The organism is Rhodococcus ruber, assembly GCF_016804345.1.
GTDB lineage: Bacteria > Actinomycetota > Actinomycetes > Mycobacteriales > Mycobacteriaceae > Rhodococcus > Rhodococcus ruber.
Genome location: NZ_CP044211.1, coordinates 4,658,367 through 4,678,319 on the forward strand (window position 1 = coordinate 4,658,367; position 19,953 = coordinate 4,678,319).

General features: G+C 70.4%; 18 protein-coding genes. 11 read left to right on the forward strand and 7 right to left on the reverse strand.

Features of this window, described 5'->3' with window-relative positions:
- Nucleotides 1-24: 24 nt before the first annotated feature.
- Both F1734_RS21415 and clpB read right to left on the reverse strand, forming a co-directional pair.
- On the reverse strand, nt 25-939 hold the full coding sequence (locus F1734_RS21415; RefSeq protein ID WP_203011017.1) for a DUF5666 domain-containing protein: 915 nt from the start codon (nt 937-939) through the stop codon (nt 25-27).
- 75 nt (nt 940-1,014) lie between these two features.
- Nucleotides 1,015-3,570, reverse strand: coding sequence for an ATP-dependent chaperone ClpB (gene clpB / locus F1734_RS21420; RefSeq protein ID WP_010593235.1), 2,556 nt, complete (start codon nt 3,568-3,570; stop codon nt 1,015-1,017).
- A gap of 241 nt (nt 3,571-3,811) precedes the next feature.
- On the opposite strand from clpB, the gene F1734_RS21425 reads away from it, so the two are divergent.
- Both F1734_RS21425 and F1734_RS21430 read left to right on the forward strand, forming a co-directional pair.
- Entirely contained in the window at nt 3,812-4,972 is a 1,161-nt protein-coding gene (locus tag F1734_RS21425; protein WP_010593236.1) for an FAD-binding oxidoreductase, read from the forward strand.
- 153 nt (nt 4,973-5,125) lie between these two features.
- Entirely contained in the window at nt 5,126-6,172 is a 1,047-nt protein-coding gene (locus F1734_RS21430) for a type IV toxin-antitoxin system AbiEi family antitoxin domain-containing protein (RefSeq protein ID WP_040270630.1), read from the forward strand.
- Between the two features lie 32 nt (nt 6,173-6,204).
- Here F1734_RS21430 and F1734_RS21435 read toward each other — a convergent pair whose 3' ends face one another.
- Nucleotides 6,205-7,758 (reverse strand): AMP-binding protein, encoded by a 1,554-nt coding sequence (locus tag F1734_RS21435; protein WP_040270628.1) that lies wholly within the window; start codon nt 7,756-7,758, stop codon nt 6,205-6,207.
- 174 nt (nt 7,759-7,932) lie between these two features.
- On the opposite strand from F1734_RS21435, the gene F1734_RS21440 reads away from it, so the two are divergent.
- Nucleotides 7,933-8,715 (forward strand): FAD-binding oxidoreductase, encoded by a 783-nt coding sequence (locus F1734_RS21440; RefSeq protein WP_017680750.1) that lies wholly within the window; start codon nt 7,933-7,935, stop codon nt 8,713-8,715.
- 1 nt (nt 8,716) lies between these two features.
- On the opposite strand, the gene F1734_RS21445 is transcribed toward F1734_RS21440, so the two are convergent.
- Complete coding sequence (locus tag F1734_RS21445) at nt 8,717-10,411, reverse strand: 3-ketosteroid-delta-1-dehydrogenase (RefSeq protein ID WP_040270625.1); 1,695 nt, start codon at nt 10,409-10,411, stop codon at nt 8,717-8,719.
- 244 nt (nt 10,412-10,655) lie between these two features.
- Here F1734_RS21445 and F1734_RS21450 point away from each other — a divergent pair, with 244 nt between their 5' ends.
- The 4 genes from F1734_RS21450 (at nt 10,656) to F1734_RS21465 (ending at nt 14,876) form a co-directional block, all read left to right on the forward strand.
- A complete protein-coding gene (locus F1734_RS21450; RefSeq protein WP_017680752.1) occupies nt 10,656-11,822 on the forward strand; it encodes a 3-ketosteroid-9-alpha-monooxygenase, oxygenase component in 1,167 nt (388 codons plus the stop codon).
- A 29-nt stretch (nt 11,823-11,851) separates the two neighbouring features.
- The gene (locus F1734_RS21455; protein WP_203011018.1) at nt 11,852-13,033 is read left to right on the forward strand and encodes an acyl-CoA dehydrogenase family protein; all 1,182 of its coding nucleotides are present in this window, start codon (nt 11,852-11,854) and stop codon (nt 13,031-13,033) included.
- Between the two features lie 28 nt (nt 13,034-13,061).
- Nucleotides 13,062-13,970, forward strand: coding sequence for a biphenyl-2,3-diol 1,2-dioxygenase (bphC, locus tag F1734_RS21460; protein WP_203011019.1), 909 nt, complete (start codon nt 13,062-13,064; stop codon nt 13,968-13,970).
- A gap of 180 nt (nt 13,971-14,150) precedes the next feature.
- Nucleotides 14,151-14,876 (forward strand): IclR family transcriptional regulator, encoded by a 726-nt coding sequence (locus F1734_RS21465; protein ID WP_010593245.1) that lies wholly within the window; start codon nt 14,151-14,153, stop codon nt 14,874-14,876.
- Nucleotides 14,877-14,913: 37 nt separating this feature from the next.
- Here F1734_RS21465 and F1734_RS21470 read toward each other — a convergent pair whose 3' ends face one another.
- Nucleotides 14,914-15,558, reverse strand: a complete 645-nt coding sequence (locus F1734_RS21470; RefSeq protein WP_010593246.1) for a PadR family transcriptional regulator — start codon at nt 15,556-15,558, stop codon at nt 14,914-14,916.
- A 290-nt stretch (nt 15,559-15,848) separates the two neighbouring features.
- On the opposite strand from F1734_RS21470, the gene F1734_RS21475 reads away from it, so the two are divergent.
- The 4 genes from F1734_RS21475 to F1734_RS21490 all read left to right on the forward strand — a co-directional run bounded on the left by F1734_RS21475 (nt 15,849) and on the right by F1734_RS21490 (nt 18,244).
- A complete protein-coding gene (locus F1734_RS21475; protein WP_203011020.1) occupies nt 15,849-16,232 on the forward strand; it encodes a nuclear transport factor 2 family protein in 384 nt (127 codons plus the stop codon).
- Nucleotides 16,233-16,243: 11 nt separating this feature from the next.
- The gene (locus F1734_RS21480) at nt 16,244-16,492 is read left to right on the forward strand and encodes a hypothetical protein (RefSeq protein WP_010593248.1); all 249 of its coding nucleotides are present in this window, start codon (nt 16,244-16,246) and stop codon (nt 16,490-16,492) included.
- A gap of 118 nt (nt 16,493-16,610) precedes the next feature.
- Nucleotides 16,611-17,150, forward strand: coding sequence for a flavin reductase family protein (locus tag F1734_RS21485; protein ID WP_010593249.1), 540 nt, complete (start codon nt 16,611-16,613; stop codon nt 17,148-17,150).
- A 104-nt stretch (nt 17,151-17,254) separates the two neighbouring features.
- A complete protein-coding gene (locus F1734_RS21490; protein WP_040270615.1) occupies nt 17,255-18,244 on the forward strand; it encodes an LLM class flavin-dependent oxidoreductase in 990 nt (329 codons plus the stop codon).
- Nucleotides 18,245-18,362: 118 nt separating this feature from the next.
- Here the strand turns inward: F1734_RS21490 and F1734_RS21495 are convergent, their stop codons facing one another.
- Together F1734_RS21495 and dnaJ are read right to left on the reverse strand one after the other, a co-directional pair.
- Complete coding sequence (locus tag F1734_RS21495; RefSeq protein ID WP_010593254.1) at nt 18,363-18,770, reverse strand: heat shock protein transcriptional repressor HspR; 408 nt, start codon at nt 18,768-18,770, stop codon at nt 18,363-18,365.
- Nucleotides 18,770-19,951, reverse strand: a complete 1,182-nt coding sequence (gene dnaJ / locus F1734_RS21500) for a molecular chaperone DnaJ (protein WP_203011021.1) — start codon at nt 19,949-19,951, stop codon at nt 18,770-18,772. The genes F1734_RS21495 and dnaJ overlap by 1 nt, the downstream gene beginning before the upstream one ends.
- Between the last annotated feature and the right edge of the window lie 2 nt (nt 19,952-19,953).

The window sequence follows — 19,953 nt, forward strand, 5'->3', positions numbered from 1 at the left end:
CATCGAGCGCCAGCCTATCGCGTTCTAGTTGCCCGGACCGCCGAAGGACGGCAGGGACGCGCTGACCACCGTGTCGGCGATCATCTCCCCGTTCCGCAGCGGCGAGCCCTGCGCGACGACCGAGTCGCCGACCCGCAGCGACGACGGATCGGAGCCCGCGAGCGACATGATCTGCGTCTCGGGGGTGAGCCGCACCGTGACGATCGAGCCGCCCATGCCGCTGAGCGTGAGGGACGTGCCGTCGTTGGCGGTGATCGTGCCGACGACGGTGCCGGCGGAGCCGATGACGTCGCCGAGCCCGCCGGGCAGCTGCTCGAACGGCAGGCCGGGCGCGGCCGGATCGGTGGTGGGCGCGGGCGTCGTGGGCGCGGGCCGGGGCACCGTGGTCGTGGTGGTCGGGGCCGCGGCGCTGCGCTGCTGCGGATCGTCGCCGCTGCCGCCGCTGAGCAGGTAGCCGCCGAGGCCGGCCAGCACGATCAATGCCGCCGCGGCGAGCAGGATCAGACCCCAGCGGCGACGTCGGGGCGGCTGCGCGTCGAGCGGCGGGTACTCACCGGTGTGCGGCGGGGTCGGTGGCGCCGACCCGTACTCCTGGCCGTAGGGGGACTGCTGCGCCCCTGTGTACTGCTGAGTGGGAGCGTACTGCTGCGTGGGGGCGTACTGCTGGGTCGGGGCGTACTGGGGTTGCGGACCGTAGGGGCCGGGCTGCTCGAACGCCTGGGTCGGGTTCGGGGGCGCCGCCGTCGGATCGAACCGCGGGTCGTACGACGGGTAGACCAACGTGGGGTCGACGGGCCGGCCGTACGCCTCGGTCGGGTCGGCGGTGTGCAGTACCCGGGTGTCGTCGGCGTCCGGGCCGGCGCCCGTGTCGTCGTCGCGCCCCTCGTCGAGCGAGTAGGCGCGCTCCTGGGGGGTGCGCGGATCGTGCGGGTCAGTCATGGTCCCTCCAGGGTAGGCGCCACGCGCCGGTGCGTCCTTTGGGCTGCTGGAGCCGCCCAAAGGACGCACCGGGCGCTACGCGCCCAACACGAGGTGGTCGCCGTCGTCGCTGACGCCCACCGAGACGGTGTCACCGTCCTTGATGTCCCCGGCCAGCAGCTTCTTGGCGAGCTGGTCGCCGATCGACTGCTGGATGAGCCGGCGCAGCGGACGCGCACCGTACTGCGGGTCGTAGCCCCGCACAGCGAGCCAGAACCGGGCCGAGCTCGACACGTCGAGCGTGAGCCGGCGGGCCGCCAGGCGCCCGGCCAGCTGCTCGAGCTGGATGTCGACGATCTGCTCGAGCTGGTCCTCCGTGAGCGAGTGGAAGACCACCACGTCGTCGAGCCGGTTGATGAACTCCGGCTTGAACGCCGCGCGCACCGCCGCCATGATGTGCTCCCGGTCGCCACCCGCACCCAGGTTCGAGGTGAGGATGAGGATGGTGTTGCGGAAGTCGACGGTACGGCCCTGCCCGTCGGTGAGCCGGCCGTCGTCGAGCACCTGCAGCAGCGTGTCGAACACGTCCGGGTGTGCCTTCTCGACCTCGTCGAACAGCACCACCGAGTAGGGGCGGCGACGCACCGCCTCGGTGAGCTGACCACCCGACTCGTAGCCGACGTAGCCCGGAGGGGCACCGACGAGCCGTGCGACGGAGTGCTTCTCGCTGTACTCGGACATGTCGATCCGCACCATCGCGCGCTCGTCGTCGAACAGGAAGTCCGCGAGCGCCTTCGCCAGCTCGGTCTTGCCGACGCCGGTGGGGCCGAGGAACAGGAACGAGCCGGTGGGCCGGTTCGGGTCGGCGACGCCCGCCCGGGAGCGGCGCACCGCGTCCGACACGGCCTGGACGGCCTCGTCCTGGCCGACGACGCGCTTACCGAGCTCGGACTCCATGCGCAGCAGCTTGGCGGTCTCGCCCTCCATCATGCGGCCGGCGGGGATGCCGGTCCACGCGGCGACGACGTCGGCGACGTCGTCCGGGCCGACCTCCTCCTTGAGCATGACGTCGCCGTCGGCGGCGGCTCCGGACGCGGCGGCGGCCTTCTCCAGTTCCTTCTCCAGCTGCGGGATGCGGCCGTAGCGCAGCTCCGCGGCCTTGCCGAGATCACCGTCGCGCTCGGCGCGTTCCTCCTCGCCGCGCAGCGCCTCGAGCTGCTCCTTGATGCCCCGCACCGAATCGATGGCGGTCTTCTCGTTCTGCCAGCGGGTGGTGAGCTGGTTCAGCTTCTCGCGTTCGTCGGCGAGTTCGGCGCGCAGCTTCTCGAGCCGCTCCTTGGAGGCCTCGTCGGTCTCCTTCTGCAGCGCCATCTCCTCGATCTCGAGGCGACGGACGATGCGCTCGACCGAGTCGATCTCCTCGGGACGCGAGTCGATCTCCATGCGCAGCCGGGACGCGGCCTCGTCGACGAGGTCGATGGCCTTGTCCGGCAGGAACCGGGACGTGATGTACCGGTCGGAGAGGGTAGCGGCGGCGACGAGCGCGGAGTCGGTGATGCGCACGCCGTGGTGCACCTCGTACCGCTCCTTGAGGCCGCGCAGGATGCCGACGGTGTCCTCGACGCTCGGCTCGCCGACGAGCACCTGCTGGAAACGGCGTTCGAGGGCGGCGTCCTTCTCGATGTACTTGCGGTACTCGTCGAGGGTGGTCGCGCCGACGAGGCGCAGCTCGCCGCGGGCGAGCATCGGCTTGATCATGTTGCCGGCGTCCATCGCCGATTCGCCGGTCGCGCCGGCACCGACGATGGTGTGCAGCTCGTCGATGAAGGTGATGACCTGACCGGCCGATTCCTTGATCTCGTCGAGCACCGCCTTGAGGCGTTCCTCGAACTCGCCGCGGTACTTGGCGCCGGCCACCATCGAGCCCAGGTCGAGCGCGATGACGGTCTTGCCGCGCAGCGACTCGGGGACGTCGCCGGCGACGATGCGCTGCGCGAGACCCTCGACGATCGCGGTCTTGCCGACGCCGGGCTCGCCGATGAGCACGGGGTTGTTCTTGGTGCGCCGGCTCAGCACCTGCACGACGCGGCGGATCTCGTTGTCGCGGCCGATGACCGGGTCGAGCTTGCCCTCGCGGGCGCGGGCGGTGAGGTCGGTCGAGTACTTCTCGAGCGCCTGGTAGGTGCCCTCGGGGTCCGGGCTGGTCACGCGGGCGCTGCCGCGGACGGTGGTGAACGCGTCGCGCAGCGCGGCCGGGGTGGCGCCGTGCCCGACGAGGAGCTTGGCGACGTCGGAATCGCCGCCGGCCAGGCCGACGAGCACGTGCTCGGTCGAGACGTACTCGTCGTCGAGTTCGGTGGCGAGGTGCTGGGCGGCGGTCAGGGCGGCGACCGCTTCGCGGCCGAGTTGCGGCGTCTGGGTGGCGCCGGTGGCACGCGGCAGCCGCTCGACGAGCGTCTGCGCCTCCCGGTGCACGACGGTCGGATCCACGCCGACCGCCTTGAGGAGCGGCGCGGCGATGCCGTCGGTCTGGTCGAGCAGCGCGACGAGCAGGTGGGCCGGACGGATCTCCGGGTTGCCCGCAGCGGACGCGGACTGCATGGCGGCCGTCATCGCCGCCTGGGTCTTGGTGGTGGGATTGAACGAGTCCACTGCGAACCCCTTCCCTTCATTGAGCGAGCCGGTATCAATTCTGCACCCGCAAGCCTCCCGTCGCGGGCATTCGCAAGCTTCAACGGCCCCAAACTTGAGTTTGTTCCGCTCAACTTTATCCGGTTATGTGATGTGCGACACATTCCGGGCGGGCCGGGCCGCCCGCCGTCGATTGTGGCCGAAACACCGCCACGGGACTACAGTGGCGGCCGACCAGCAGAGACGGCGAGCAGGAGGGTGCGTGGAGGCCTTCGCCGTCGCCCGCGTCCAGCTCAGCTTCGCGTCGATCGTCGCGACCCCCGGCGGCGCCGAGCGCTTCGCCACCGCCTTCTACACCGCCCTGTGGAGCGACACCGTCGGGATCCGTGAGCTGTTCCCCGCGGGTATGGAGACGATGCGCCAGCGGTTCGCGACCGCGGTCGGCTGGGCCGTCAACCGCCTCGGCGACCCCGACGCCGTCACCGCATTCCTCACCCAGCTCGGGCGCGACCACCGCAAGTACGGGGTCCGGCCCGAGCACTTCCGGTCCGCGGGCCGGGCGCTGCACACCGCCGTGCGCGAGTGCACCCCGCCGATCCTGTGGACCGACGCCCTCGACCGCACCTGGGCCCGGGTGATCGACCTGCTCGTCGGGACCATGGCGGACGCGGTCGCCGACGACGAGCTGCCCGCCGCGTGGGGCGCCACCGTCGTCGGCCACGAGCGAGTCCTGCCCGACCTGGCGATCATCCGGCTCGAGACGGACTCCCCGATCCCGTACCACGCCGGGCAGTACATGAGCGTGCAGATCCCGCAGCGCCCGCACATGTGGCGGTACCTGTCGGCGGCGATTCCTCCGAATCCCTACGGGCAGATCGAGTTCCACGTCCGTCGCGTGTCCGGTGGCTGGGTCAGTCCCGCGCTCGTCGGCGAGACCGCCGTCGGCGACCGCTGGGTCATCGGACCCCCGCTCGGGGGACTGCACGTCGACCGGGACAGCGGCGAGGACGTGCTGATGATCGCCTCCGGCACGGGCCTCGCGCCGCTGCGGGCGCAACTGATGGAAATGGGCATGCGGGGCGACAATCCGCGCGTGCACCTGTTCTTCGGCGGCAAGTATCCGTGCGACCTGTACGACCTGCAGACCCTGTGGCAGCTGGCCACCACCAATCCGTGGCTCACCGTCGTCCCGGTCGTCGAGGAGACCGAGAACCCGTGGTGGCACCCGGTTCCCGTCGAGGATCCACCACCGGGCCTGCACCGGCCCCTGCACGGCAAGCTCGGCAAGGTGGTGTCGCAGTTCGGCTCCTGGGCCGACCGGCAGATCCAGATCGCGGGCTCCCCGTCGATGATCCGCACCACCCTGTACGCGCTGTCCGCCGGCGGCACTCCCCGGCAGAACATCAGCTTCGACCCGCTGTAGGCGGCTGACGCCGCCGGTGCGCCCTTTGGGCTGCCCTGACCGCCCAAAGGGCACACCGCCGAGTTATCCCCAGCCGCCCGGTTTCTCCACAGATTGCGGCGATCGGCCGGGCTACCGGTTCCCGAGGAGCGTTCCCCGCCGAATCATGTCTGCATGCGGTTTCTCCCGGACGTCCCCGAACTCGATCGCATCGTCACGTTCCAGCACGGGATCGTCACCCGCGCCCAACTCGAACACCACGGACGTACGTGGCCGTGGATCCGGCACCGTCTCGAGCGCGGGCGGTGGCAGCAGGTACTCCGAGGGGTGTACTCGGTGACGACCGGTCCGCTGTCCCGGCCCGCGGTGCTGGCCGCGGCCGTTGCGTTCTCCGGTGAGGCCGCCGTCCTCAGTCACTGCACGGCCGCCGAGGAATGGGGGATGCTGTCCCACGATCCACTCGAACCGGTCCATGTCACCGTGCCGGTGGGATCGTCGACGAGAGGACAGACCGCGACCTTCGCCACGGCGAAGCCGCGCGGCATTCGGCTGCCGCATCTCGGAGACATGCTTCATCCGGGCGTGATCGTCCACCGCAGCAGGGCCCACGCACACATCGGGGTGCCGACGATGCCCCCGCGCACCGGCCGCGCCGACACGGCGCTCGACCTGGCAACAGCCGCCCCCACCCCGCACGACGGCTACCTCCGGTTGATCCGGGTCGTCTCCGACAGTCGCATTCCCCTGTCGGAGATCCGACGCCGGATGCAGGAGCGAACCCCGTACCGCTACCGGAAGGCGCTCGACGATGCGGTCCGGCTGCTCGCCGACGGCGTCCAGTCGATGCTCGAACTCCGCTACGCGACCGAGGTGGAGCAACGGCACGGTCTTCCCCCGGCACATCGGCAGACCCCGACGGTCGTGGACGGGCGAACGCTGTACGAGGACTGCACCTACGACGTTCACGGCGCCGCGCTGACCGTCCGGCTCGACGGACGCAGGTTCCACTCGATGGCGGAGGTCGCCTTCCGGGACCGTCGCCGCGACAATGCCGCCGAGCTCGCCGGCCGCTCCCGCCTGGTGTACGGGTACGACGAGGTCAGCCGGGACCCGTGCGGTGTGGCCGCAGAGGTCGAAGCCGTCCTCACCCGTCTCGGGTGGCGACGCACCACCGACAACGGGTGCAGCTGCGCTGCCGGTGTGTCCTTTGGGTTGCCCTGACCGCCCAAAGGGCACACCGGCGGCGAAGCCGCCTACCGGTAGGAGGCGCGCAGGGTCTTCTTGTCCAGCTTGCCCAGCGGGGTGAGCGGCAGCGTGTCGAGGAAGTCCACCGACTTGGGAGCGTGGACCGAACCCTTTGCGGCACGGACTTTCTCGATCAGTTCCTCGGGGGAGACGGACTGGCCCTCCCGCAGCACGACGCACGCCTTGACGGCCTCGCCCCACTTGGCGTCGGGCACGCCGACGACCGCGACAGACGCGACGGCCGGGTGCGACGAGAGGACGTCCTCGATCTCGCGGGGAAAGACGTTGAAGCCGCCCGTGACGATCATGTCCTTCTTGCGGTCGACGATCGTCAGGAAGCCGTTCTTGTCGGCCCGCGCGACGTCACCGGTGTGCAACCAGCCGCCGCGCAGTGCCTCGGCCGTCTCGTCGGGCTTGTTCAGGTATCCCTTCATCACGAGCGGTCCGCGCACGCAGATCTCCCCCAGTTCGCCGCGGGGCACCTCGTTCAGGTCGTCGTCGAGCAGCCGCACGTCGAGCCACGGCACGGGCCGGCCGCACGTGGCCAGGCGCTCGGGGTCGTCGGCGAGGTGATCCTCTTTGCGCAGCACGGAGATCGTCATGCCGCATTCGCTCTGCCCGTAGAACTGGAAGAACACCGGGCCGAGCCGCTCGATGCCCTCGCGCAGCCGCGCCGGCGACATCGCCGACGCACCGTAGAACAGCGTCTCGAGGCTCGACAGGTCGCGGGTGTCGAAGTCGGGGTGGTCGAGCAGCAGGTAGATCATGGTCGGCACGAGCATCGTGGCGTTGATGCGGTGCTTCTCGATCGTCTCGAGCACCAGACCGGGTTCGAAATACGGCAGCACGTAGAGGGATCCGCCGCGCAGCAGCGTGGGGACGAAGAAGGCGGCCCCGGCGTGCGAGAGGGGCGTGCAGATCAGGAAGCGCGGCTCGTGGGGCCATTCCCACTCGGCCATCTGGATCTGGGTGAGGGTCGCGCCCGAGCGGAACGACCCCATGACGCCCTTGGGTTTTCCGGTGGTGCCACCGGTGTAGACGACGGACGAGGTGTCCTCCGCCGCCACAGGCGCCGCGACGAGCCGCTGCGGCGTGAACTGTGCCGCGAGAGCGAGGATGTCGGTGCCGACCTGCGAGGGGCCGAGGGAGAAGACGTTCTTCAGCGTCGGAACCTGTGCCTGCAGTTCGGCGGCGCGTTCCTCGAAGTGGTTCGGATCGAAGATCAGCGTCTCGATCGCGGCGTCGCCGACGATGTACAGGTGGTCCGGCAGCGAGCCCATGGGGTTGAGCGCGCTGTTGCGGCACCCGGCGACCATCGTCGCACCCATCGAGATGAGCACCTCGGGACGGTTCTTCGACAGCATCGCCACCGACGAGCCCTGCCCGACCCCCACCGACGCGAGCGCCTGGCCGAACCGGCTGATCTCGTCACGCATCTCCCCGCCGGTGAGCACCACGTCGCCGAGGTACAGGGCCGGCTTGTCCGCGCTGCGTTCGAGGGCGGTGATGAGCAGGTCCGCGGTGAACACGGGGCGATGCAGGTCGGCGTACTCGTCGGTCATGGTCGTCCTTCCGGTCGATGGGGCGGCGTGGTGACGGCGCGACGTGGCAGGGATCACCCGCCGCCACCATAACCACATCGACGGCAAAATTGGAACATGTTTCATTCCGGGGATCGGCGCCGGACTCCCCTAGAGTGGGGCCACCCTTCACGCTCGAGCCCCGGGAGTCACACCATGCAGCCGGCCGGACAGTCCCTGCACGCCCGCGACACCACGGCGACCGTCGTCGAACACCACCGCCTGCGCCACGACGTCGCCGTGGTGCGTCTCGAAGCCGACACGATGGTGCCGTTCGCCCCCGGGCAATACGTCGACGTGACGGTGCCGCAGCACCCGCGGTTGCCGCGCCGCCTCTCCCCCGCGCTGCCGCCGTCGCTCGACGGCAAGCTCGAATTCCACGTCCGCACCGTGCCGGGCGGCTGGGTCAGCGGCACGATCGTCGCCGGCACCCGCCCCGGCGACGTGTGGACGATCGGCGCGCCGCAGGGCGGCACCCTGCACGTCGACGACTCCGGCCGCATCGTGATCATGGTGGCCGGCGGCACCGGCCTGGCGCCGCTGCGCGCGCTGATCCTCGACGTCGCGCGCCGGCCGGACCCGCCGCAGACCTTCCTGTTCGTCGGCGGCCGCTCCCCGCGCGACCTGTACGCCGCCGACATGCTGATCCTGCTCGCCGAGGCGCTGCCGTGGCTGACGGTGGTGCCGGTCGTCGAGTCGGTCGAGGACCCGGAGTTCGGCGACGAGTGGTACGAACGCATCGTCGCCCACGTCGGCGACGCCGGGTTCCACCCCGACGACCTGCTCGAGGGCAGCCTCGACGAGGTGGTCACCTCCTACGGGGCGTTCGGCGACCACCAGGTGCTCGTGTGCGGGTCGGCGGCGATGGTCCGCGCGACCCTGCACGAGCTCACCGGGACCGGGACGCCGGCCGGGAACATCCGGTTCGACCCGTACTGACTCAGCGGGACTTCGCGGCGTCCTGTGCGGCGATGTAGCCGTACACCAGTCCCTGACCGATCGTCGCGCCCGCACCCGGGTACGTGTTGCCGAAGGCGTTGGCGGCGGTGTTGCCGATCGCGTACAGGCCGTCGACGACGCTGCCGTCCTCACGCAGCACCCGTGCCCGCTCGTCGGCCTTCACGCCGCCGCACGTGCCGAGGTCGCTCAGCGTCATCTTCACCGCGTAGAAGGGTCCGTCCGTCAGCGGGCGCAGGTTGGGATTGGGCTCGACGGTGGGGTCACCGTAGTACCGGTCGTAGGCGCTCGCACCGCGGCGGAAGTCGGCGTCCGTGCCGGCGGCCGCGGCATCGTTGAACCGGCGGAAGGTCTCGGTGAACGCCCCCTCCGGCAGGCCGGCCGCGCGGGCCAGCGCCGCCGGATCGTCCGCCCGGTGCGCGATGCCCGCCCGGATCCACGCCTCCGGGACGGGCTGCCGCGGGAAAAGCCCGCCGCCGAAGATGTAGCTGTTGCGGTAGCGCTGATCGAACACGATCCACATCGATTCGACCGGGTCGCCGGCGCGTTCCCGGTCGAGCACGAGCTGGCCGAACGACATGTAGTCGGTCGCCTCGTTGACGAACCGGCGGCCGGTGTGGTCGACGATGAAGGACCCGGGCAGTGCCCGCTCGGCGAGCATCACCATCGGCGGGCGCCCCTTCATGGCGGCGACGGCGGGGAACCACCACGCCTGGTCCATCAGGTCGGTCGCGGCACCCACGTCGAGCGCGGCGCGGATGCCGTCGCCCGTGTTGCCCTCGGCGCCGAGGCTCTCGTGCTCGCCGAGCCGCTCGGACTGGTACTTGTGCCGCAGCGCCATGTCGTGGTCGAAGCCGCCCGCCGCGAGGACGACACCGCGCCGCGCGGTCACGGTCACCTCCTGCCCGTCGCACGCGACGACGGCACCGGTGACCCGATCCCCCTCGGTGAGCAGCCGCACGAGCGTGGTCTCGGTCCACACCGGGATCCCGGCCCGGACCACGCCGGCGAAAAGGCCGGCCGCGAGCGCCTGGCCCCCGGCGACGTACTCCCGCTTGAGGGCGAGCCCGGCGACACCCTGCGCGAGGCGACGGAAGATGCGCGGGAACGCCTTCGACGGCTTCCGCGCCATGAGGTTCATCCACTTGTAGTCGGCGCCGGTCACCGGCATCGGCAGGCCGGCCTTCATCAGTCCCGGCCGCAACCGCTCGCGTTCGAGTCCGAGGACGGACACGTCGAAGGGCCGGCACTCGCACGTGCGGCCGACGGCGGACCCGCCGGGCAGCTCCGGATGGTAGTCGGAATAGCCCTTGGCCCAGAACAACCGCATGGGGGTGGTGCGCTGCAGCATCTCGACGGTGGCGGAGCCATGATCGAGGAAGGCCGCACCCCGCTCCGCCGGTGCGGACTCACCGACCACGGACCGGATGTAGGTGCCGGCCCGGTCGAGCGTGTCACCGGAGCCGGCCTTGCGCAGCACGGGATTCGCCGGCACCCAGAAGGCCCCGCCGGAGCGCGCCGTGGAGCCGCCGACGTACTCCGTCTTCTCCACGATCAGGGTGGACAACCCCAGCTCGTGCGCGGTGAGCGCGGCGGCCATGCCGGTGCCCGACCCGATCACGAGCAGGTCCACGGTGGTGTCGTGGGTGGGGCTCACCGGTACGGGATTGGTCGCCATCGATCTGCTCCTTCACGTCGTTGCCGCTGGGACGAAAGGTCGTCGACGCCGGACGGCGGTGCGGACCTCGGAGCGAGGCTAGGTCACGTCGGCACCGCCCACCGGGAGGTGTCCCGCCCACCGGGACGCCCCCGGACGAACGGTCCGCCCAGCGGGAGAACCCCTTCTGTGCCGCTCACGCCGCCGCCCAGCATGACCTCGATGCCTGTTTCGGGCGCAGCACTCACCCGCTTCGGAGGACACGATGACGCAGAGCGCACCCCCCACCACACCCCACGATGAAGTCCGCACCATCGAAGCCGACGCGGCACCGACCCGCTTCGCACGCGGCTGGCACTGCCTCGGACTGGCCCGCACCTACCGGGACGGCAAGCCCCACCAGGTCGACGCGTTCGGCACCAGCCTCGTCGTCTTCGCCGACAGCACAGGCGAACTGCAGGTCCTCGACGCCTACTGCCGGCACATGGGCGGCAATCTCGCGCAGGGCGAGATCAAGGGCGACTCGGTGGCGTGCCCGTTCCACGACTGGCGCTGGGGCGGCAACGGCAGGTGCACCGGCATTCCGTATGCGCGCCGCGTCCCCCCGCTCGCGCGGACGCGGTCGTGGACCACCCTGGAACGCAACCAGCAACTGTTCGTCTGGCACGACCCCGAAGGCAATCCGCCGCCGGCGGACGTCACCATCCCCGCGATCGAGGGCGCCGGCACCGACGAGTGGTCCGACTGGACGTGGAACTCGGTGCTCATCGAGGGCTCGCACTGCCGCGAGATCGTCGACAACGTCGTGGACATGGCGCACTTCTTCTACGTCCACTACAGCGTCCCGCGGTCGTTCGAGAACATCTTCGACGGTCACGTCGCCACACAGATCATGTCGTTCAACCAGCGCACCGACGTCGAGTTGGACATCGACTTCGGTGCGGACAACTTCTCGCGCTCCGAGGCGTCGTACCACGGCCCCTCCTACATGATCGACAAGCTGTGGACGGAGACCGGCGAGGCCACCATCGAGACGGTCCTCGTCAACTGCCACTACCCCGTCACGCCCACCTCGTTCGTGCTGCAGTACGGCGTGATCGTCAAGCGCCTGCCGGGCATGTCCGCCGAGGAGGCGAATGCGATGGCCGCCCACTTCGGCGGGGGCACCGAGAAGACGTTCGAGCAGGACATCGAGATCTGGAAGAACAAGGCCAAGATCGACAACCCGCTGCTGTGCGACGAGGACGGCCCGGTCTACCAGCTGCGCCGCTGGTACCAGCAGTTCTATGTCGACGTCGCCGACATCACCCCGGACATGACCAACCGCTACGAGTTCGCGATCGACACCACGAAACCGGCCGCGCGGTGGGAGCAGCAGATCGCCGAGAATCTCGCGGCCCGTGCGGAATCCGCCCCCGAGCCGGTCGCCTGAGCGTCCGCCGTCAGAGTCGAGGAGACACCATGAGTTACGAAGTCCTCGAGCACATCGACGCGATGGCGGACGATCTGTTCGCCGAAGGTGTGGAAGCCGAGCGGCTCGGCCGCCTCGCGGACGAGACCGCCGAGAAGATGAAGGAGGCCGGCTCGATCCGCATGTTCCAGCCCCGGGAGTTCGGCGGCTTCGAGTCGCACCCGAGGGAATTCGCGGAGACCGTCATGCGCACGGCCGCGCTGAACCCCTCCGCGGGCTGGGTGCACGGCATCGTGGGAGTGCATCCGTGGCAGGTCGCCTACGCGGATCCTCGCGTGCAGCAGGAGATCTGGGGAGAGGATCCGGACACCTGGATGGCGTCGCCCTACATGCCGGGTGGCATCGTCACCCCCGTCGACGGCGGCTTCCGGTTCTCGGGTAGCTGGCAGTTCTCCTCCGGCACAGACCATTGCGACTGGGCCTTCCTCGGCGCGTTCGTCGGGAACCCGGACGGTTCGGTGGCCCAGCCCCCGAAGATGGCGCACGTCATCATCCCGCGGACCGACTACCGGATCGTCGAGGACTCGTGGGATGTGGTGGGCCTGCGGGGTACCGGGTCGAAGGACGTGGTGGTCGAGGACGCGTTCGTCCCCGAGTACCGCGTCATGTACTACGACGACCTGATCGACGGCAGCGCGGTGGCCCGCTACGGCCGCACCGAGACTCTCTACAAGCTGCCCTGGTCGACAGCCTTCCCGCTGGGCATCACCGCCGCCACGATCGGGATCTGCGAGGGACTGGTGCTGCACGCGGACGTCTACCAGGCCGACCGGATCAACGCGCAGGGCACCGCCGTCAAGGACGACCCCTACACGATGTACGTGTTCGGTGAGGCGGTCGCCGATCTGCGGGCCGCGCGCGACTCGCTGCTGTCGAACGTCGACCGGATCTGGGATCTCGTCGACTCGGGGCGGACCCCGACGTTCGAGCAGCGCGCCGCGAGCCGGCAGACCCAGGTCCAGGCGGCGTGGCGGGCGGTGAACGCGATCGACCGCATCTACCCGCGCTGCGGCGGGAACGCGCTGCGGATGGACAAGCCCCTGCAGCGGTTCTGGCGCGACGCCCACGCCGGCCTGCACCACGCGATCCACCAGCCGGGCACGGTGCTGCACGCCGCGACCCTCAGCCGCCTCGGCGCGGACCCACAGGGTCCGCTGCGGGCGATGATCTGACCGATTCGAGTTCAGGCGGGAGACGACAGTGTCCGACATCAAGAGTTTGGGCTACATCAAGATTCAGACCGACGACATGGACCGGTGGCGGACCTTCGCGTTCGACGTCCTCGGGTTCGCCGAGGGGTCGGGACCGGAACCCGGCGCCCTGTACCTGCGCATGGACGAGCGCACGGCACGCATCGTGGTCGTCCCCGGCGACAGCGACCGGGTGGTCGACGTCGGTTGGGAGGTGCGCGATCATGCGGCGCTGGCGCGGGTGCGCCGCGCCGTGGAGGCCGCCGGCGTCGCCGTGAAAGCCCTCTCGGTCGACGAGGCGGACGCCCGGCGCGCCGAGGAGGTGATCGCCTTCCAGGACCCCTCCGGCACCTCCGTCGAGGTGTTCCACGGCCCCGCCCTCGACCACAGTCCGGTGGTCACGCCGCACGGTGATCGATTCGTCACGGGCGCACAGGGTCTCGGGCACGTCGTACTTCCGGTCACCGATCCCGAAGCCACGTTCGAGTTCTACACCGAGGTGCTCGGGTTCCTGCCCCGCGGCGCCTTCCGCCTGCCGGCTCCTCCCGAGGCCGGTCCGATGCGCATCCGATTCCTCGGCGTGAACCAGCGGCACCACAGCCTTGCACTCATGCCCGTCCCCGCAGGCAAGGACCCCGGCCTGATCCACATCATGGTGGAGGTCGACACCCTCGACGCCGTCGGCCGGGCCCTCGACCGGGTGACGCGGGAGGGGTATTCCGTCTCGTCGACGCTGGGACGGCACACCAACGACAAGATGGTGTCCTTCTACGTCCGTGCCCCCGGCGGCTGGGACATCGAGTACGGCACCGACGGGACGGCGGTCGACGAGCGGTACTACACCGCGGAGGAGATCACCGCCGACAGCTACTGGGGACACGACTGGTCCGGCAGCGAACCGCTCGGGGTGATGTCCTGATCGCCGCGACGGCCGGGTGATCCGTCACCCCCGGGACGTCGACCGCGGGGCCCCGCACGGTGACCGTGCGGGGCCCCGCCACGCCCGGATTGGTGACGCACTTCACAACGAGGCCGCGATGTGACACTATTTCGAATCGAAATAGCCAGCTCATCAGCCGCAAATGAGTGAGGAGCACCCGTGCCGACTCCCGCCGCCCCCGCCACCCCCAGTGCTGTCATCGACCGTGTGGGCCTCGTCCTCGACGCCTTCGACGAGACCGGGCGGCTGACGCTCGCCCAGATCGTCCGTCGCACCGGCCTCCCCCGCTCGTCGGCGCACCGCATCCTCGAGCGCCTGGTCGACCTGCGATGGTTGCGACGCGACGGCCGCGAGTACGCACTCGGGCTGCGGCTGATGGAACTCGGTTCCCTCGCCGTGCACCAGGACGGCCTGTGCGCCGCCGCGCGTCCCCACCTGCACGAGCTGCACCGAGCCACCGGACTCGTCGTCCACCTCGCAGTCCTCGACGGCACCGACGTCGTCTACCTCGACAAGCTCGGGGGACGTCTGGACAGCGCCGTCCCGACCCGCATCGGTGGGCGCCGGCCGGCACCGCATGCCGCCCTGGGCAAGGCGCTGCTCGCCTACGCCGGGGCCCAGGGCACCGAGTTCGAACGCATCCGGGAGACAGGGGTGGCCTACGAACGCGGACAGGCCGTGCCGGGGCTGGGGTGCATCGCCGTGCCCGTCGGTCCGGTCGGCGCGGCTCCCGCAGCGGTCTCCGTGTGCGGGCCGTTGCAGCACATGCCGTTCGATCACCGGCTCAGTGGGCGCGTCCGCTTGGCAGCGACCGCGACCTGGCGCGGATACGACCGGCAGCGCTTCCCCGCCACGTCCCGAAGCCCCCGGCTGCGCTCTGCGTGACCACCATCGGCGCCTGATCCCTATCGGCGCCCGACCCCTACCCGGCGGGTCCCGATCCGTCGTCGTCCTCGTCGTGGGCGCTCAGCATCTGTTCCACTGTGCGCCAGCCACCCCGCCGCCGCGGATGGGGAACACCGTTCTCGTCGATGTCGCTGCGCGCGAATCGCGCTGCCGCTTCGTCGATCTCGTCGAGCAGCTCCTCGAACAGACCGATCTCCGCACGAAAGTACCGCTCGGACCAGCGCAGGCTCAGCAACGGGAACGCCCAGCTCGGTTCCACGTCCGAATGGTCCGCGTAGTCCCGGACGCGCCCGAGGTTCTCCTCGAGGTTGGCGATGTGATCCCGCACGATCGACTTCAACTTCTCGGGTTCGTTGAGGTGACCCAGGTACATGCGCAACATCACCCCGTGCTTGAGCACCGGGGCCTCGACCGGGGCCTCCCGCGACCATGCCCGGACCGCCCCCACCCCGGTCGGCGTGATCGAGTAGACGCGCCGGCTGCGGGCCCCCGGCTCGGAGATCGATCGCGACCGCACGAAGCCCAGCTTCTCGAGCTTCTTCAGCTCCCCGTACACCTGGCTGACCGACGGACTCCAGTAGAAGAAGCTCAGGCTCCAATCCGCCCACTTCTTCACGTCGTTGCCCGTCATCTCCTCCCCCAGCGCCAGAACCCCCAGCACCGCCCAACTCGTCGCGGGTAGACCGGGATACGCGGCAGGAGCGGAATCGGACACCCCGCGAGCCTAACAACCCCACGACCCGCGACCACCTGCGCCGATCTCCCGCTCCGCGGGCTGCGCCGATGTCCCGCTCCGCGGGCTGCGCCGATGTCCCGCTCCGCGGGCTGCGCCGATGTCCCGCTCCGCGGGCTGCGCCGATGTCCCGCTCCGCGGGAGACGAGCCCCCACTGCGGCGGCCGCGCCGATAGCGTCCGGAAGAGCAGCCGCGAGAACCGACAGGAGCGTCCACGATGACCGACCTCGCCACCCGAACGGACCGCATCCGCGCCACCGTCACGGCCTACCTCTCCGCCGTCGCGAACGGCACCGCCGACGAGATCACCGCCCTCTACGCGCCCGACGCCACCGTCGAGGATCCCGCCGGCAGCGAACCGAAAGCGGGCCACGAGGCCATCCGGGCGTTCTACCGCGCGGTGGAGAACACGCGGAACGAAACGGAGCTGCTGACGCTCCGCATCACCGACGCCGGCGCCGCCTTCCACTTCCGGGTGATCACGGAAACCGACGGGCAGCGCTACGAGATCGAACCCATCGATGTCATGACGTTCGACGAGAACGGCCTCATCACGAGCATGCGGGCCTTCTGGGCGCCGGCCGACATGCGACAGAACTGAGGAGGTCCGTCGTGCACCCCGTCACCTGCCGCACCTGCGGTAACCGCGTGCTCGCCGAGAAGTACAGTCCCGTCCACACGAGCATCCAGTGGCTCACCGACGCCGCCCGGTCGTGCGCGCGCTTCCGCGCCGACGCCGAGCACGGTCGTCCCGCCCTCCACAGCTGCGCCGATCTGCGCGAGACCGTCGACGAGCTCGCCGACCGCGGTGAACTGCCGATCACCGCTCGCAGCTGCCCCACGCCCGGCCGGCTCGACTGACCGCGTCGTCCGAACCCGACCGGTCACCGCCGTCGCGCTCCCGCCGACCGGGAGCGATTTGCATCGCACGCACCGGCATGACGGACACTGGACACAGACCTACCCGAGAGGAGCCTCGATGGCCGCGGAACACACGGTGCTCGATCCCCGGACCATGCGCGACGTGCTGGGCAACTTCTGCACCGGCGTCACCGTCGTGACCGGCCACGACGGCCGTGAACCGCTGGGATTCGCGTGCCAGTCGTTCGCGTCGGTGTCGCTGGATCCACCGCTCGTGTCGTTCTGCCCCGCCCGCACGTCGCAGACCTGGCCGAGGATCCGGGAGATCGGCACCCTCGCGATCAACGTCCTGGCCCACGACCAGCGCGATACGTGCATGGCGTTCGCCGTCAGCGGCGGCGACAAGTTCACCGGCGTGGACTGGACGCGCGGGGACAACGGCGCACCCGCGCTCACCGGCGCCCTGGCCCGCATCGAAGCGGTGGTCGAGGCCGAGCACGACGCCGGGGACCACACCATCGTCGTCGCCCGCGTCACCGGGCTCACCGCGCTGCACGACGACGGCCCGCTGCTGTTCTACCGCGGCGGCTTCGGGCGGTACACGACCGAGACGATCCTCGACGAGGAGACCGCCACCGACGTGAACCCGCTGCGGTGAACGGCGACGAGGCGCACGTCACGGAATAGCGGACCGTCCGGGATGGTTGGACCGATCGTGTGCCCGGATCCCGACACCGGGCCCCGGACACGCGAAGGATCCCGGTGACCACACCACTATCGATTCTCGACCTGGCTCACATCGGCCGTGACGAAACCGCGCGCGACAGCTTCGCCGCGAGCGTGGACATGGCTCAGCGCGCCGAGCAGTGGGGCTACCGCCGCATCTGGTACGCCGAACACCACAACATGCCGACCATCGCGTCGTCGGCCACCAGCGTGCTGATCGCGCACGTCGCCGCGCACACCTCCACGATCCGGCTCGGCGCCGGGGGCATCATGCTGCCCAACCATTCGCCGCTGACCATCGCCGAGCAGTTCGGCACCCTCGAGACGCTGCACCCGGGCCGCATCGACCTCGGCCTCGGCCGCGCCCCCGGCAGCGACCAGAACACGCTGCGGGCACTGCGCCGCGACCCGTCGTCGGCCGACAGCTTCCCGCAGGACGTGCTCGAGCTGCAGGCCTACCTGCGCGGGCAGTCCCGCATCCCGGGTGTCGACGCCGTCCCCGGCAAGGGCACGGACGTGCCGCTGTACATCCTCGGCTCGTCGCTGTTCGGGGCGAAACTCGCCGCGCTGCTCGGTCTTCCGTACGCGTTCGCGTCGCACTTCGCGCCGCAGGCGCTCGAGGACGCCGTCGCGCTGTACCGGCGCGAGTTCCAGCCGTCCGAACAACTGTCCGAGCCGTACGTCGTCGCGGGCGTCGGCGTGATCGCCGCGGACACCACGGACGAGGCGGACGCCCTGTTCGAGGCCACCAAGCGGCAGCGCATCCGGCAGATGCTCGGCCGGGGCCGCACGTTCACCGACGAGGAGGTCGAGATGCTGCTCGACGCCCCCGCCGGGCAGCAGGTGCTGCAGATGCTGCGCTACACCGCCGTCGGTACCCCGGGCGAGGTGCGCGACTATCTCGACCGCTTCACCGAGCGCGCACAAGCCGACGAACTGATCGTCGTGTCGTCGGCGCCGGGTCGCAAGGCGTGGCTGCGCTCGCTCGAACTGCTGGCGCAGGTCAGCGGGCTCGTCCCGGCCTGAAGGCCGAATGGCCGAATGTCACATCGCGTCGATCGAATCGACGCGATGTGACATTCGGCCACGCGCGATGTGACATTCGGCCACAACGGTATCGGGTGAATGCAGGGGCTGACCAGGGCTACCTGTCGCGCTGGTGCTTCGGCTTCCAGACCACCAGCGCGTTGCTGCGTGGTATCGGCACCAGCGCCCGGCGCGACGCGTGCAGCTGCGCGATCTCGGTTGCCATCTCGGACACCCGCTGCTGCAGGGCCTCGACCTGGTTGGTCAGCTCGATGATCCGCTTGATGCCCGCGAGGTTCACGCCCTCGTCCTGCGACAGGCGCTGCACCTCACGCAGCAGCGCCACGTCGCGGGGCGAGTAACGGCGTCCACCACCGCGGGTGCGGTGCGGGGTGACCAGGCCGAGCCGGTCGTAGTTGCGCAGTGTCTGCGCGTGCATGCCGGCAAGTTCCGCCGCCACCGAGATCACGTAGACCCGGGCGTCGGGGTCCATCGGGGAATCGTTCCGGTTGCGGTTCTCGCTCATCATGCACCTGCCCAGCCCGCCCGTGGATCGAAGCCGTTCGCCTGCTCCGCGTGCATGTACGCCCGCAGCGCTTCGATCGCCTGATCGTCAAGATTCTGGGGCACGGCCACCTTGACCGTCACCAGCAGATCACCGGCGCCGCCCCCGCGCTTGGGGACGCCGCGCCCGCGCACCCGCAGCACCCGCCCGTCGGCGGTGCCGGCCGGGATCTTCAGGCCGACCCGTCCCTCCAGGGTGGGAACCGAGACGGTGGTGCCGAGCACCAGTTCGCCGTAGCTGACCGGCAGGACCAGCGTCAGGTCGTCGCCGTCGCGGCCGAACACCTTGTCGGCACGGACGTGCACGGTGACGAACAGGTCGCCGGACGGGGCGCCGCGCAGGCCGGCCTCGCCCTGACCGGGCAGCCGGATGCGCTGGCCGTCGCGGACCCCGGGTGGGATCCGGACCGTGATGGTGCGGGTGCGGTTCTGGATACCGGACCCGCGGCAGTCGGTGCAGGGCTCGTCGATGATCGAACCGGTGCCGCGACAGTCGTCGCACGGTTCGGAGAATCCGAACGCGCCCTGGTTGCGCGAGACGATGCCACTTCCGTTGCAGCGCGGGCACACCCGCGGGCTCGTGCCGGGACGGGCACCGCTGCCGTGGCAGGTGGTGCACGGCGCCGGGTTGGTCAGCCGCAGCGGGACGGTCACCCCGAGCGCTGCGTCGCGGAAGTCCAGCGTCGTCTCGGCGTCCACGTCCGATCCGCGCCGGGGCCGCGACGTGGTGCGCGCGCCCCCGCCACCGGCGCGGTTGAACAGACCGCCGAACAGATCGCCGAGACCGGCGTCGCCGGCGCCACCGCCCCCGCCACCGAACAGGTCGCCGAGATCGAAGGTGGTGGTTCCGCCGGAGAACCCGCCGCTACCGGCACCGGGACGGAATCCGCCGCCGAAGCCGCCGGAGGCGAACATCTGCCGAGTCTCGTCGTACTCCTTGCGCCGGGCCGGATCGGACAGCACGGCGTACGCCTCGCTGACCGCCTTGAAGCGCTCCTCCGTCTTGGTGTCCCCGGGGTTGGCGTCGGGATGCAGGTCCCGTGCCAGCTTGCGGTAGGCCTTCTTGATGTCGTCGGCCGTCGCGTCGGAGGAGACACCCAGCTCCTTGTAGAAGTCCTTCTCGATCCACTCCCTCTGGCTCACCG